The organism is Methylobacterium sp. SyP6R (assembly GCF_019216885.1).
Lineage (GTDB): Bacteria > Pseudomonadota > Alphaproteobacteria > Rhizobiales > Beijerinckiaceae > Methylobacterium.
This window is the reverse complement of the sequence record NZ_JAAQRC020000001.1, coordinates 3,433,835-3,448,487: the sequence shown is the minus strand read 5'-3', so window position 1 is coordinate 3,448,487 and position 14,653 is coordinate 3,433,835. Positions and strand designations below refer to the sequence as shown.

General features: G+C 70.8%; 14 protein-coding genes. 8 read left to right on the top strand and 6 right to left on the bottom strand.

Annotated elements, in window-relative coordinates; translation table 11 throughout:
- The first annotated feature begins 77 nt into the window (after window positions 1-77).
- The 3 genes from HBB12_RS15965 to bioB all read left to right on the top strand — a co-directional run bounded on the left by HBB12_RS15965 (window position 78) and on the right by bioB (window position 2,380).
- Window positions 78-728: a GntR family transcriptional regulator gene (locus HBB12_RS15965; RefSeq protein WP_236990253.1), complete on the top strand. Its 651-nt coding sequence runs from the start codon at window positions 78-80 to the stop codon at window positions 726-728.
- Window positions 729-833: 105 nt separating this feature from the next.
- Window positions 834-1,391 (top strand): biotin transporter BioY, encoded by a 558-nt coding sequence (locus HBB12_RS15960; protein WP_236990252.1) that lies wholly within the window; start codon window positions 834-836, stop codon window positions 1,389-1,391.
- Window positions 1,388-2,380, top strand: a complete 993-nt coding sequence (bioB, locus tag HBB12_RS15955; RefSeq protein ID WP_236990251.1) for a biotin synthase BioB — start codon at window positions 1,388-1,390, stop codon at window positions 2,378-2,380. The genes HBB12_RS15960 and bioB overlap by 4 nt, the downstream gene beginning before the upstream one ends.
- A gap of 587 nt (window positions 2,381-2,967) precedes the next feature.
- On the opposite strand, the gene HBB12_RS15950 is transcribed toward bioB, so the two are convergent.
- From HBB12_RS15950 to HBB12_RS15930, 5 genes are all read right to left on the bottom strand, one after another.
- Entirely contained in the window at window positions 2,968-4,191 is a 1,224-nt protein-coding gene (locus HBB12_RS15950) for a DUF2336 domain-containing protein (protein ID WP_236990250.1), read from the bottom strand.
- 35 nt (window positions 4,192-4,226) lie between these two features.
- Entirely contained in the window at window positions 4,227-5,273 is a 1,047-nt protein-coding gene (locus HBB12_RS15945; RefSeq protein ID WP_236990249.1) for a transglycosylase SLT domain-containing protein, read from the bottom strand.
- Window positions 5,274-5,414: 141 nt separating this feature from the next.
- The gene (locus tag HBB12_RS15940; RefSeq protein WP_236990248.1) at window positions 5,415-5,717 is read right to left on the bottom strand and encodes a type II toxin-antitoxin system ParD family antitoxin; all 303 of its coding nucleotides are present in this window, start codon (window positions 5,715-5,717) and stop codon (window positions 5,415-5,417) included.
- 513 nt (window positions 5,718-6,230) lie between these two features.
- Window positions 6,231-6,857, bottom strand: coding sequence for a flavin reductase family protein (locus tag HBB12_RS15935; RefSeq protein WP_236990247.1), 627 nt, complete (start codon window positions 6,855-6,857; stop codon window positions 6,231-6,233).
- A gap of 95 nt (window positions 6,858-6,952) precedes the next feature.
- A complete protein-coding gene (locus HBB12_RS15930; protein ID WP_236990246.1) occupies window positions 6,953-7,516 on the bottom strand; it encodes a nitroreductase family protein in 564 nt (187 codons plus the stop codon).
- A gap of 164 nt (window positions 7,517-7,680) precedes the next feature.
- On the opposite strand from HBB12_RS15930, the gene HBB12_RS15925 reads away from it, so the two are divergent.
- The 5 genes from HBB12_RS15925 (at window position 7,681) to HBB12_RS15905 (ending at window position 13,910) form a co-directional block, all read left to right on the top strand.
- Window positions 7,681-10,131, top strand: a complete 2,451-nt coding sequence (locus tag HBB12_RS15925) for a YfhO family protein (RefSeq protein ID WP_236990245.1) — start codon at window positions 7,681-7,683, stop codon at window positions 10,129-10,131.
- A complete protein-coding gene (locus tag HBB12_RS15920) occupies window positions 10,103-11,035 on the top strand; it encodes an RgsD C-terminal domain-containing protein (protein ID WP_236990244.1) in 933 nt (310 codons plus the stop codon). The genes HBB12_RS15925 and HBB12_RS15920 overlap by 29 nt, the downstream gene beginning before the upstream one ends.
- Window positions 11,036-11,215: 180 nt before the next feature.
- On the top strand, window positions 11,216-11,743 hold the full coding sequence (locus HBB12_RS15915) for a TadE/TadG family type IV pilus assembly protein (RefSeq protein WP_236990243.1): 528 nt from the start codon (window positions 11,216-11,218) through the stop codon (window positions 11,741-11,743).
- Window positions 11,743-12,474: a TadE/TadG family type IV pilus assembly protein gene (locus tag HBB12_RS15910; protein ID WP_236990242.1), complete on the top strand. Its 732-nt coding sequence runs from the start codon at window positions 11,743-11,745 to the stop codon at window positions 12,472-12,474. Before HBB12_RS15915 ends, HBB12_RS15910 begins: the two co-directional genes overlap by 1 nt.
- Window positions 12,459-13,910: a pilus assembly protein TadG-related protein gene (locus tag HBB12_RS15905; RefSeq protein ID WP_236990241.1), complete on the top strand. Its 1,452-nt coding sequence runs from the start codon at window positions 12,459-12,461 to the stop codon at window positions 13,908-13,910. Before HBB12_RS15910 ends, HBB12_RS15905 begins: the two co-directional genes overlap by 16 nt.
- On the opposite strand, the gene HBB12_RS15900 is transcribed toward HBB12_RS15905, so the two are convergent.
- Window positions 13,885-14,586, bottom strand: a complete 702-nt coding sequence (locus HBB12_RS15900) for a TetR/AcrR family transcriptional regulator (protein WP_236990240.1) — start codon at window positions 14,584-14,586, stop codon at window positions 13,885-13,887. The two genes, HBB12_RS15905 and HBB12_RS15900, sit on opposite strands and share 26 nt — an antisense overlap.
- Window positions 14,587-14,653 lie beyond the last annotated feature (67 nt).

The following is a 14,653-nucleotide window of genomic DNA, read 5'->3' as shown; positions in this document are numbered from 1 at the left end:
TGGCCGAGCCTCGCATGAGGGGCACCGGTCGGCCATGCCGGCGTGACGGCGCGATGGTCATGGATTATCGATAATCCATGACGACAGCCAAGGACGAACCCATCGCCCTGCGGATTAGCCGGGCACTCGCCGAGCGCATCATCTCCGGCGCCCTGGCGGCGGGCTCCCGCCTGCGGCAGGACGCCGTGGCGGAGGAGTTCGACGCCAGCCACGTCCCGGTGCGGGAAGCCTTCCGCCGTCTGGAGGCGCAGGGGCTGGTGGTGAGCGAGCCGCGGCGGGGCGTGCGCGTCGCGGGGTTCAGCCCGGAGGAGGTGCGCGAGGTGGCCGAGATGCGCGCCGCCCTCGAGGTGCTCGCCCTGCGCCACGCCGCGCCGCACCTCACCCCGGCGATCCTCGACCGGGCCGAGGACGCGACCCGGGCCGGCGACCGGGCCGGCGGCGACGTCCAGGCCTGGGAGGAGGCCAACCGGAGCTTCCACCGCCTCATTCTGGCCCCCTGCGGCATGCCGCGCCTCCTGCGGGCGATCGACGACCTCCAGGCCGCCAGCGCCCGCTTCCTGTTCGCCGGCTGGCGTGCCGAATGGGAGGCGCCGACCGATCGCGACCACCGGGCGATCCTCGTCGCCCTGCGGGCCGGCGACGTCGATGCCGCCGCCGCCATCCTCGCACGGCACGTCCAGTGGGTCGGGCATCGGCCGGGGCCCAGCGCCACCCGCCGCGGTGGCTAATCGACAAATTATCTATTATTTTCAGAGCGTATTGCCTTGGTACGGCAATCGTGGCTCATTCTGCGCGCCGCCTCGGCATAATTATCTATAAAAATGGAGAGCCCGATGACATCCCTCGTCGTCGGCGCCGCGCCCCTGCGCGCGGCCCGGACCTTCGCCATCGTCCTATCGGGTGTCGTGCTGATCACCATCGCCGCCAAGGTCCGGATTCCGTTCTGGCCGGTGCCGATGACGCTGCACACCCTCGCCGTCATGGCCCTCGCCGTGGCCGCCGGACCCCGCCTCGCGGTCGCGAGCATGCTCGGCTACCTGGCGGCGGGCGCCGCCGGCCTGCCGGTCTTCTCCGGCACGCCGGAGCGCGGTCTCGGCCTCGCCTACATGGCGGGACCGACCGGCGGCTATCTGGCGGGCTACCTCGTCGCGGCCGGGCTGGTCGGCGCCCTCGCCGCCGGGCGCGGGCTCCTCGGCCGGGTCGCCGCGATGCTTGCCGGCCTCGCGGCGATCGATGCCTTCGGCCTCGCCTGGCTCGCCCTGTTCGTGCCGGCAGATCGTCTCGTCGCCCTCGGCCTCGCGCCGTTCCTCCTCGGCGACCTCGTCAAGATCGGCCTCGTCGCCGCCGGATCCTGCGCCCGGCCGGGCCTGCGCCGGGTTTTCGCCCGATGAGCCCGCACCACGAGGACGGGACCGTCCGGCACGACTGGAGCGTGGCGGAGATCGAGGCCCTGCACGATCTGCCCCTGCTCGAACTGGTCGGGCGCGCCAACGCCGTGCACCGGCGCCACCACGACCCGAACCAGATCCACAAGGCGAGCCTCCTGTCGGTGAAGACCGGCGGCTGCCCGGAGGATTGCGCCTATTGTCCCCAATCGGCGCATCACCGTGGCGTCGACCTCGCCCGCGACCGGCTGATGGATCCGGGTGTCGTGCTGGCGCAGGCCGCCCGGGCCAGGGCAGCGGGGGCCGAGCGCTTCTGCATGGGCGCGGCCTGGCGCCAGGTGCGCGACGGGGCCGAGTTCGACGCGGTGGTGGCAATGGTCGAGGGCGTGCGGGCGCTCGGAATGGAGGCCTGCGTGACGCTCGGCATGCTGGAGGCCCACCAGGCCGCGCGCCTCGCCGCGGCCGGGCTGACGGCCTACAACCACAACCTCGATACCGGCCCGGACTTCTACGGACGGATCGTGACCACCCGCCGCTACGAGGACCGGCTCGACACCCTGGCGACGGTGCGGGCGGCCGGCATCGGCCTGTGCTGCGGCGGCATCGTCGGCATGGGCGAGGCGGTGGCGGACCGGGCCGGCCTGCTCCAGGTCCTGGCGGGCCTGACGCCGCATCCCGAGAGCGTGCCGATCAACGCCCTGGTGCCGGTGGAAGGCACGCCGCTCGCCGACCGGCCCCGCATCGACCCCCTCGACCTCGCGCGCATGGTGGCGACGGCGCGGCTCGTCCTGCCGGGCTCGGTCCTGCGCCTGTCGGCCGGCCGCGCACAGCTCGGGCGGGAGGCGCAGATCCTGTGCTTCCTCGCCGGGGCGAACTCGGTCTTCTCCGGCGACACCCTGCTGACGACGCCGAATGCCGAGCACGGCGACGACGCGGTGCTCTTCGCCGCCCTTGCGCCCCGGAGGCGCGCGGATGCCGCGACCGCCCCGGCGTGACGGGCGTCGGCTACGGCGGGACGGATGACCGTCGCATGATGAAACGACGTTCCATCAGGCAAAACCACACGCGGCGCAAGGCAGACCATCGCCATACCGGGATCACGAAAGACCACCCGGCAGCTTAATCCGCCATTGCGAGGATAAAATTCTTCGCGACCCATGCTTGTCCGCGCAGTGTCCGGCATCGTAAGCTCGATGCAACACCAGAATCGGGAGGAATCGATGAGCGTCTCCGCCCATTTCGTTCGGCCGATCTACCCTCACGCCGTGATCGTCTCTCTGGCCGGCTACCTCGCCGCGGCGGTGATGTGCACCGACCGGCGGGCCGGCGGGCGCTGACGCGTCAGTGCCCGTTCGAGCGTCTGCGCCGATCGATCCGGTACAGAGACCGACATCCCTCGGACGTCATTCCGGTGCTCGTCGAAGACGAAAATCCGGGATCCATCACCGCTGCCGGTGCCAAACGAGGCGGCCGGCCTTCCGCCTCGTCCTGAGACGGAGGTGGTGATGGATCCCGTGTTCCGCTGCGCGGCCCCGTGATGACATCGATGGTTTCACGTCGGTGAGCCGACGCGAACAGGCGCTCAGGCCGCGAGCCGCGGCCGGTCCCGGCGGTAGCTGTCGATCAGGCCGGCGGGGATCGTCTCCGGCACGACATCGTCGGTCGCGGCCTCGCTCACCAGGGCGCGGGCGAGCACCCGGGCCTCGTCGCGGGCCGCCTCGGCGTCGAAGCGGTTGAGCAGGGCGACGATGGCGTGGGCGTCGGCGAAGGGCAGCCGCTCGCAGGCGGTAACCGCGCGCTCGATCATCCGCCGCGACAGGCCGGCGCCGCCGCTGTCGGAGAGGCCGCTCGTCTCCTCGTGCCAGGCCGACATCGCCGCCGCGAAGGCGGGTTCGAGGGCCGGCGGCAGGCCGGCCCGGCGGTAGAGTGCCGTCATGCCGCTCCCGCGCGGATCGTGCAGCAGCCCTGCCACCCGCTCGGCGGACAAGCCCGAGAGGTCGGTCAACGCCGCTTCGGTGAAGGCCATCCGGCCCGACAGCAGCGCCCGCAGGATCAGTCCGGCGGTGAGCTGGCCGGCGCCGCGCAAGTGCGCGACGAGGCGGCGCAGGTCGGCGCGGTCGGAAGCCTCGGCGAGGCCGAGGGTCGTGCGTTCCCGCGCCTCCCGGGTCACCCTCTCGCTGCGCTCCCGCGAAAGCCAGCCGCAGCCGCTCACGAAGGCCGACAGCGCACTGGCGAGGCGGGCGGTCACCGCCTGGCGCACGTCGACGGGCAGGTCGGCCCGGGCGAGCAGCGTCTCGCGCAAGGACGCGTCGTCGCCGTGGCGCTCGACCATCCGCAGGAGGCTGCCGCGGGTGATCTCGGCACCCGGATTGGCCGCGAGGGCTCGCAGGGCCTGCGCGCCAGCGATCTCCGCGAGCGCCCCGCACAGCATCGCCGAGAGGTGGGGACGACCCGCGATGGCGATCCGCCCGGCCTCGTCGCCGACGGCGGCGCAATCGACGAGATCGGCATCCGACAGCACCGGCGAGCGCGCCAGCACCAGTGCGGCGATCTCGGCCTGGTCCTGGGCGAGCGCCACCACCAGGGTCCGGGGCGCCTCGGCGGCGTTGGCGCAGGCCTCGGCGAGGGCCCGCCGCACCAGGGGCGAGGGATCGTCGAGAAGCGCCGTGATGGCGGTCTTGGCCTCCCAGCGCGCGGCCGGGTCGAGCTTGGCGTAGAGGTAGGCTCTGGCGAGGGACGAGGCCGCCTCGGCCCGCCTTCCGGCGGATACGTGCTGCGTCCAGAGCAGGAACTGGCGGACGATCATCGGCGCGGCTCCGTGGAGGGGTTTTGGGCGGTCGGTCAGGATTGGATCGACGAGGACGTGAGGGCGGCGCGGCCGCGCCCGCCGAATTCCCGCGGACGGGCGGGCGGCAGGGGCATGCCGGGTGCCGGGGTGTCCCGAAGGGTGTCTCGGAGACCGTCCTCTATCCCGGCCGGGGCGGCCGGCGGGCTCGGCGCGGGTGAAGCGGCAGCGAGGACCGGCCCGTCGCCCGAGCGCGGGAAATAGCTCGGCGCGCTCGCGCCGGTGCTCCGGCTGCCCCACAGGCGGGCGACGCTGTCGGAGACCGGGCCGCGGCGGGCATCGGTCTGGAACAGCGAGCGCAGGCCGCTGCCGGCCTCCGGCGCATAGGCCGAGGGCGCCGCGGCCTGTGCGGCGAGCGTGGTGGTCGTCGCGGTCGGGACGGCGGGGCTGGTGCCGAGCACCGCGTAGAGCTCGGAGGCGCTGCGCGCCCGGCCGGCGCGGTCGTAGAACAGGCCGCGATTGCCGGAGGCCGCCTCCGGCAGGTCGGCGGCGGCGGAGCGCCCGGGGGCGGTCTCGGCGGCACGGATCAGGGTCAGCGCCCCCCGCACCCCGAGGAGATGGGCGGCGTAGAGGTCGGCCCGGTTCGGCTCGCGGCCCAGCGCCTCGGAGAGGGCGTCGGCGTTGCGCCGGGTCAGCGCGCCGGCCATCGCGGAGGCGATCTCCGGGTCCCGCCGCAGGTCGAGGATCGCCTGCCGGGCGGCCGGGTCGCTGACGGTGTAGCCGCCCGACGACCGGGCGGTGATCGCGTCCGCGTAGGAGCCGAGGCCGAGCGACGGACCGTCCTGCTTCATCACCCCGAGCCAGGTCTGCTCGATGAACTGGAACAGGCCGGTCGCCGAGGACGAGCCCGCCTTGGCGCTCGGGTTGAGGCTCGATTCGCGCTGCGCGGTCGAGAGCAGGTAGTCGAAGGCGGCGCCGGTCTTCTCGGCGCCCTGGCGGATCGCGTCGATCACCGGGTTGCCGGACGCCGCACGGGCGGTGGCCTGGGCATTGGCCCCTTGGCTGGCAGTCCCTTGCGACGGCGTGCTGCTGAACAGGAACATGGCGGCCCGGTGGAGCGGCGCCGCGAAGCGCGGGCCGGCTCTCTCATGGGCCGCAGGATGCTGGGGTTATGGTAAAGGAAGGTTGAAGGCGGCGCGGCTGGGGGTGTCCCGCGCGGGTTCCTTCCTCCCCCGCCCCTAGGCTCACAATTTCGACGAGCCACCTACCGCGAAACGGCCGTCTCTCTCGGCCTCGGCGAACAGCTCTTCCAAGAAAGCATCGACTTGTTCCGGAGTCAGGTCGGGCCGCGGATCGTCCAGCGAACGGCGGATGCGAGCGCGAATGGCTTCGAGGCGCTTGGCGTGCTCCTCCTCGCGCTGGCGCTGTTCCAGGCTCATCGCATCGTGCCGGACGTCGCTGAGGGAGGCGTGCTCGCCCGCCGCAACGCTCTCGCGCAGCGGCTCGGATGGAAGGCTGATGCTGGTCGTTTTGTCGGCGGCTTGCATCGGGGAATCCTTCGCCGTGTGCTCAAAGAACGGTAGCACGGCCCCGAATCGATGTCGGCTTCTCGTGCGGCCCGGAGAGAGAGACCTAGCTCGTGGGCATGAGAGGCATGGGGCGAGCACGGCGCTCGGAACTCTCACCTGATGCATGAGGCCTCCCGCGGGTGCCAGGACGGTCCGTGGAAAGGTGTAGCGCGGGTTCTTTCCTCTCCCCGCCCGCGGCTATCGCATTTACACATCTCGGCTTGAGTGCTTTCCCCTTCAAAGGTAGCGCGCTTCCCCTCCCCCTTGTGGGGAGGGGTCAGGGGTGGGGGTGGTGCAGGAGGCACCACTCAGCTTTATCCGGCACCACCCCCACCCCTAGCCCCTCCCCAAAGGGGGGAGGGGAAAGCGCGTACATTCACAAAGGGTTGGTTCTCAGAGGAACTGTGTGAATCCGATAGCTGCCCGCGGAACGAGGGGAAAATCCGCACGGGTCCTGTTGCGGATAGCCCCGGCGGCGCGAGGCGCACGCCCTCACCGCTTCGGCGCGTCGCCGCCGCCTGCCGGCCGGCGCATCTCGAAGCGGTTCTCGGATTCGACCGTGAAGTAATCGAAGTAGCCGCCGCGCATGATCGGCCGCATCGCCCCGGTATCGACCCGGCCCTCCGGCGTCACGAAGCGGTCGTCGATATACATCGACACCACCTGGCCGATCACCATGAAGTAGGCCGCCTCGCCCCCGCCGGCGGGCACCAGCGGGATGGTCTGGAGCCATTTGCATTCGAGGGCCGCGGGCGCGTCCGCCACCCGCGGCGGGCGCACCTTGCGCGACGGGGCGGTGGCGAGGTGGGCGAAGTCGAACTCGCTCTCGCCCCGCGGCAGGGGCGCCGAGGACTGGTTCATGCCCTCGCGGGTGTCGAAGGTGGCGAGGCTGCACACGAACTCGCCCCCCTCCTCCGCGAAGGTCAGCGCGTCCTTGCGGCCGAAGGAGGAGAACATCACCATCTCGGGGTTGTCCCCGATCCCGTTGAAGAACGAGTAGGGCGAGAGGTTCAGCGCCCCCGAGGCGCCGATCGCGCTGACCCAGCCGATCGGGCGCGGCGCCACCAGGGCCTTGAACGGGTTGTGCGGCAGGGTGCGGGTCTCGGCGTCGTAATGCATCGGCGGCCCCGGGATTCTCTTGGAAGCGGCGGCCCCTCCGGACCGTCCGCCGCCAGTTAGAGCATCCTCCGGGCCCGGCGCCAGCCCGCTTACGCTCAGTACCGCGTCACGATCTCAGGCAGCGCCGGCCGCGGCCGGTCGGGGGGCACCTCGCCGGCCCGGCCGACATGGACGAAGCCCGCCAGCCGCTCGGCCGGGTCGAGGCCGAGCGCATCGAGCACCCGGCGGTCATAGGCCATCCACTCGGTGAGCCAGGCGGTGCGGAACCCGAGCGCGTTGGCCGCCACGATCAAGTTCATGCAGACGGCGCCGGCCGAGAGCACCTGCTCCCAATCGGGGATCTTCACGTGCGGGCCGGCCCGCGACACCACGGCGATCACCAGGGGCGCTTGCGCGAGGCGCCCGGCCTCGAGCGCGAGGCGCTTGTCGTCGGCTTCCCTGTGGTCGGCCCGGTAGGCTTCGGCCACGACCTGGCCGATCCGGGTCTGCCCCTCGCCCTCGATCAGGATGAAGCGCCAGGGCGCGAGCTTGCCGTGGTCGGGCACGCGCGAGGCGGCGGCGAGGATCGTGTCCAGTTCCTCTTGGGAAGGACCCGGGCCGGCGAGCTGCACCGGCGGCACCGAGCGGCGGGTGCGGAGAAGGTCGAGGATTGCGTTCATCTCGGCTTCAGTGGCTTGAGCTATAGCGGGCAAACGGAACGACAGGCTGCCATCCTGGCGCCCCGATGCTCCCTTTAAGCACCATTCCGCCCCGGACGGCCACGGCCGGGCGTGACGAATAGCCCTGCGCCGGGAGAGCCGGTGCCGAGGACGCCGACCGCACCATGACGCGCTCCCCCGTTCCCCTTTCATCACCGGCCCATCTCCCACCGGCCCATGCCTGGAGCTCCCGGGACTTCTGGCTGGCCTTGGCTGCCGTGATGCTGTTCTGGGCCGCCGCCGCCGCGGTGTGGCCGCTCGCCGGCGCCGTGGTGCCGTGGGATTCCAAGAACCACTTCTACCCGATGCTGCGCTATCTCGGCGCCGCGCTCGCCAACGGCGAGTTGCCGCTCTGGAACCCCTACCACTTCGCCGGCCACCCGTCGGTCGCGGATCCGCAATCGCTGCTCTTCACCCCGACCATGCTGTTCTTCGCGTGGCTCGATCCGTCGCCGTCGATGGAGCTGTTCGACGCGGTGGTGTTCGCCCACCTGATCCCCGGCGCGGTCGCGACCCTGCTGCTGTTCCGCCGCCGCGGCTGGCACCCGGCCGGCGCGGTCGCGGCCGCGATGGTGTTCGTGCTCGGCGGCTCGGCGTCGGCCCGGCTCCAGCATACCGGCATGATCATCTCCTACGGCTTCGTGCCGCTCGCCTGGTGGCTCCTGGAGGAGGCGCTGGCGCGCCGCTCCTACGCCTTCGGGCTCGCCTTCGCGGTGGTGGCCGCCGTGATGACGGTGGGGCGCGACCAGGTCGCCTTCCTCTGCGGCCTGAGCCTGATCGGCGTCGCGTTCCACGCGATCCTGACGGCGCCGGCGCCGCTGGCCTACCTGCGCGCGCGGATCGGGGTGCTCGCCGTGATGGGCGTGGTCGGCGGGGCGCTGCTCGCCGTGCCCTCGCTCCTCACCATGCAGTTTCTGATGACCTCGACCCGGCCGTCCTTCGGCTACGGCGCGGCGATCATGGGCTCGCTGCCGCCATCGAGCTTCGCCACCGCGCTCTTCGCCGACGTGTTCGGTTCTCTGCGCTGGACCTACGATTACTGGGGTCCGGACTGGCAATCGATGGACGGCAACACCTGGACCGACCGGGCGGTGAACTACCTGTTCGCCGGGACCCTGCCGGCCGTGCTGATCCTCTGGCACGGTATCGCCGGCGGACGCCTCGCCGCCCGGGAGATCCGCTATCCGGTGATCGTACTCGCCGCCGCGATCCTCTATGCGCTCGGGCGCTACACCCCGCTCTTCGCGCCGATCTTCGATCACTTCCCCGGCGTCGACCTCTATCGCCGGCCGGCGGATGCGACCTTCGTCATCAATATCGGGCTCGCGCTCACCGCCGGCTATCTCGTCCACCGCTACGTCATCGAGGGCGCGCCCCGGCTGTCTTCGGGCGCGGCGGGCCTCGCGCGGGCCGCCCGCCTCGCCCTGCCGGGCGCGGCGTTCGCCATCCTGGCGGGGATCGTGTGGGTCTCCTACCGCTACGCGGCGAGGGGCCACCACCTGCCGGATGCCATCCGCGACGGGCTGATCGGCACCGGCATCGCGCTCGCCGCCGTCGTGGTGATGCTGCGGGCGGGGCCGCGCCGCCGGGCGCTCGCCGCCGCCTGCCTCGTGGCCCTGCTCGGCGCCGAGCTGGTCTGGCGCAATGCCGGCAACTCCCTCAACGCCGAGCCGGCGGGCCGCTATGCGGTGTTCCAGAAATTGCCGCCCGAGCAGCTCCAGGGCCTGACGCTGCTGAAGGCCGAGCTCGACGCGCGCCACGCCAAGGGCGAGCACCCGCGGGTCGAGATCCTGGGCCTCGGCGGCGCCTGGCAGAACGCCTCGATGGTGCTCGGGCTCGAGGATACGATCGGCTACAACCCCCTGCGGCTCGCCGATTACGAGCGCGCGGTGGGCCCCGGCGAGAACGCCGCCGATCCGAACCTGCGCCAGTTCCCAGGGCTGTTTCGCGGCTACCGCTCGCGGCTCGCGAGCCTGCTTGGCCTCGAATACCTCGTCCTCGACCGCCCGGCCGAGCGGCTGCCGAAGCACTTCCCGCAGCTGACCGGCGCCAAGCTGCTCTACGGCTCGGGCGAGATGTGGATCTACCGCCTCGACCCGGCCAAGCCCCGGGCCTACCTGGCGACCCGCCTCGTCCCGGTCGATTCCGAGAGCGTGCTCGACCAGGACGAACTGCCCGACTTCGAGGGCAACGACACCGCGCTCGTCGACAAGGACAGCGTGCCGAAGATCTCGGGCGAGTTCGGCCTCAAGGACCCGGCGGCGCCGGTGACCGCGGCCAAGGGCACGGCGACAATCCTGGCCTATCGCCGCAATATCGTCACGGTGGAGGTCGAGACCGACCGCGACAGCGTGCTGGTGCTGCACGACATCTTCTATCCGGGCTGGCAGGCCCGGGTCGACGGTGCCCGCCGCCCGATCCTGCGCACCAACCTGCTCTTCCGCGGGGTCGAGGTGCCGGCCGGCAAGCACGTGGTCGAGTTCAAGTTCCGTCCGCTCTCGGTCGACAACCTGGTGGCGGCGGCAAGCGAATTGCTGGCGAGGGACGATGACGCGGGCGAGACGGCGGTTCGGTGAGGCCCTGGCGCTCGCGCTCGTCGCAAGCTCCGCCCTGGGACAGATCCCTGCCCTGGGACAGACCCCGTCGCTGCCCGCGGGCGGCGCGCCTCAAGGCATCGCCCCCCAGGGCGTGACCCAGGGGCCGCCCCCGGCGCCGGCGCCCGCCGAGGCCAGCCTGTCCTTGCGGGCGGTGCTGACCAGCGAGGCCAAGCCCCTGCGCGGCGGCCTGACCTGGCGGATCTACGAGGACCGGCCGGAGGGCGGCAAGCCCGTGGTGCTGGCCCGCTCCGAGGAGGCGCAGCCGACCTTCCGGCTGCCGCCGGGTAGCTATCTGGCCAACGTCACCTACGGCTTCGTCAGCACCTCGAAGCGCGTGACCCTGAATTCCGGGGCGGCGAGCGACCAGCTCACCGTCAATGCCGGGGCGTTGCGGCTCGCCGGCGCGGTCGGCGAGGCGAAGATCGCAGCCGGCCAGCTCGCCTTCGCGGTCTTCGTGCCGATCGGCAACAACCCGGAGGGGCGGCTCGTCCGCGACGGCGTCAAGGCCGGCGAGGTGGTGCGCTTGCCCGAGGGGACCTACCACGTCGTCTCGACCTGGGGCGATTCCAACGCGATCCAGCGCGCCGACCTGAAGGTGGAGAACGGCCGCCTCACCGATGCGACCCTCAACCACCGCGCCGCGACGGTAACCCTGAAGCTCGTCGCCGCTCCCGGCACCGAGGCCTTCGCGGGCACCGCCTTCAGCGTGCTGACGCCGGGCGGCGACACGATCCGCGAGGCGATCGGCGCCTTCCCGCAGGTGACCCTGGCGGAAGGCGAGTACCAGCTCATCGCCCGCCACGACGGCAAGGTCTACACCCAGGACTTCAAGGTCGAGAGCGGCGTCGACCGCGACATCGAGGCGATCGCCAAGGATCCGTGACGCCTCCGTGAGCGGCGGCCGGGCGGGCGTCACGGCGGCGCGCCTTTCGGCGAACGGGGTCACGCACGGTTAAGCCTGAGAGTGGCCGGTATGGGCATCTGACGGTAAGGTGCCGGGAGTCTCGGCGGTCAGATTTCCGCGATCTTAACCCGGTGACCCTAGGTTGGCGGCATGCGACGCATGCTAGGCCTCCTCCGCGACGACAAGGGATCGACGACCGTCGAGTTCGCCCTGGTCGGCCTGATGTTCATCATGGCCCTGCTGTTCACGATGGGCGTCGCCCAGACTCTGTACTACAATCAGAAGCTGGATTTCGCGGTCGAGAAGGCGGCGCGGGACATCATCGTCGGCAACTCGCAGAAGTCGAATCCACCACCGACGCTCGCCGCCTTCACCCAGACTTTGTGCGCGATCCTGCCGTCGTCGATCTCCTGCGACGACCTCATCGTCAACCTGTACGTCGTGAACGGGAGCTACTACAGCTACGTCAATTCCGATCAGAGCGGCCTCTCGATCCCGAACCTGACACCGGGGAGCGGCCAGTTCACGCTCGGCACGCAGGGGCAGTACCAGTACCTCCAGGTGATCTACCCGGTCACCTTCCTGCCGTCCTTCGTGACCAACCTGATCGCCTCCCAGGCCACCTACAAGGGCCAGCCGGCCTATCTGATGATCTCGACCGCCGCCTTCCGCGTCGAGCAATACTGATGCGCGACCGTGTCAGGCTCCGGCTCCGGCGCTTCCGCGCCGCCGATGACGGGCTCGCCGCGGTCGAGGCCGCGCTGATCCTGCCCGTGCTCCTGGTGATCATGCTCGGGGGCATCCAGCTCATTGCCTACATCAACGCGGTGCGCAAGGTCGAGCTGGTGGTGCAGTCGATCAGCCAGATGATCTCGCAGACCACGCCTCCCAGCAATGGCTCTACGACCGTCGCCACCGTCAATGCGAGCGACCTGCATTATAGCTTCGACTCGGCTCTCGTCTTGTTCCCCTACGTGATGGGCGAGGGCAAGCGACAGGGCAAGCAATGGTGGCAGGTCGTCACGATCAACTATGCCAGCATCCAGTTCACGCAAATTGCGACGACCTGCAGCGACAGCAGCGATCTGTCCGCCTGCTACCGCGCCGACGTGGTCTGGACAAGCACGGGCACGACGCAACCTTCGGGCGGGCCGGCCTACCGGCCCTGCGGTACGCCGCAGATCGCGGCCTCGAACACCGCGGATCCGACCCCGCAGACGCTGCCGCGCTCCCTCTTCGGCCCGGCCTCGATGGTGGTGATCGACGTGGTGTTCACGTTCAACCCGACCTTCGGGGCCAGCTACCTCCCCTCGCTGCGGATCGCCCGCTCGGCCTACATCCAGCCGCGCTACGCCTCGCTCATCAATTTCGACACGAACGGCAACGACGGAATCGCCACGAAATGTCCCGGCTTCTGAACTGTGCATCCCGGTTCGCCGCGGCAGCGGCGTCCCTGGTCCGCGCCCGCGACGGCGGCATCAACATCCTGTTCGGGCTGAGCCTGATCCCGATCGTCGGCCTCGTCGGGCTCGCGGTCGATTACGGCGTCGCCGTCACCGACCGGGCACGGCTCGACCGGGCCGCGGACGCGGCGGCGCTCGCCGCCATCGTGACCGCCAAGGCCTACGTCGCCGCCCATTCGGGCGAGAGCGGCGTGATGAATGCCGCTCTCGCCGCGGGCGCGAAACAGGCCGTCAACACCTTCAACGTCAATGCCGGCAACGTTCCCCTCGCCACCGTGACGATGCAGACGCCGCAGGTCTCGTCCTCGGCCAACGGCCAGACGATCACCGCGTCGATCTCGTACACGGCGACGATCAGCAACAGCTTCTCGAAGCTGTTCCTTGTGCCGACCACGACGGTGACCAATACCGCGACCGCCTCCGTCGACCTGCCGAGCTACCTCGACTTCTACCTGATGGTCGACGTGTCGGGATCGATGGGCCTGCCCGCGACCTCGAGCGGCATGACCCAGCTCGCCAGCGTCAACAACGACATGTATTCCGACTACCAGCAGGGATGCCAGTTCGCCTGCCACTTCCCCGGCAATACCGGCTGGGGCCTGGCGGCGGGCAAGATCCAGCTGCGGTCGGACGCGGTGAACAACGCCGTCTGCTCGCTGCTCCAGCGGGCCTCGAACCAGGCCGTGTCGAACCAGTACCGGATCGGCATCTACCCGTTCGTCAACCAGCTGGCGACGCTCGCGGCGCTCACCGGCGACCTCACCAGCCTGAAGACGATGGCCCAGTGCTCGAGTTCCTGGCCGCTCGCCTTCACAAACCTCCTGGATACCGGCACGACGCAGCTCTACTCCCCGGGCGACCCGACCACCGGCACCGGCTCGGGCGGCACCCATTTCGAGGTCGCCTTCCCGCAGATGAAGGGCATCGTCGGGCTCAACGGCTTCGGTGACGGGTCCACCAGCGCGAGCCGCAAGCCCTTCGTGTTCCTCGTCACCGACGGGATGCAGAACGGTCAGCACTTCTTCACGTCGAGCAACGGCAAATACGCCTATCCGGGCAATCCCTCGAAGTTCCCGGGCTATGGCGACGCCTGGTGGGACGGCTCGCAGCCGTCGCAGATCGACCCCAAGAACTGCGACGCTCTTAAAGCCGCCGGCGCGACGATCTCGATCCTCTACATTCCCTACAACCAGATCAGCTTCGTCGATAAGGGCGGCGGCGTCGCCTGGGAGAATGGCCGGGTCAACGGCTTCAGCCCGACCCTGGCGACGCCGCTCCAGTCCTGCGCCTCGCCGGGCTATTTCCGCACCGCCAACGCGCCGGCCGACATCACGGCGGCGCTCAACGCGATGTTCGACCAGGCGCTCAAGGTCGCCCGCCTGATCCAGTAGGGCGCGGCCGCACGCCTGCCAGGAACAACGCCAAGGCGGCCCGGCGGCGCCTCTCCTGCGCCTCCGGGTCGATCGCGATGCCGTAGAGCGCCTGCCGCGAGGTCCTGCCGAGCACCAGGTTGAGGAAGAGGTCGGCGGCGATCTCCGGATCCTCGACCGCGATCTGGCCCTGCTCGTCGAGCACCGTAAGGAGGCGCGCCACCGCCCGCACGCCGCGCAGCCAGCCCTCCTCGTAGGCCAGCCGCGCGAGGTCGGGGAAATGCAGCGCCTGGGCGACGATGCAGCGGTTGAGCGCCGCCGCGCCCGGGGCCTGTGCCCGGGCGAGGAGGGTCCGGCTCAGCTCGTCCAGGACCGTTGCGGCGTCCCGCCCCTCTCCCGTCGCTCCTTGCGCCTCCGCCGCCGCCGAGAGCGGCGCCAGCCAGTCCCGGATCCGCTCCTCCAGCACCGCCGCGAACAGGGCGCGCTTGTCGCGGTAGCGGGCATAGAGCGTCGGCTTGCTCACCCCCGCCGCCTGCGCCACCGCGTCGATCGAGGTCGCGTCGAAGCCGTGCTCCATGAACAGCTGCGTCGCCACGGCGACCAGCCGTGCATCGCGCCGCTCCGCCTCCTCCCGGGTCGGGCGCCCGCCGCTGCGCCGCCCCGCGTCCCTCGCATCGGCGAGCACCGCCTGGCTCATGGATCGTCTCCTTGCTCGACCCCGATGATCGGCCTATCACAACGATACCGTATCGTTTCGTTATCGG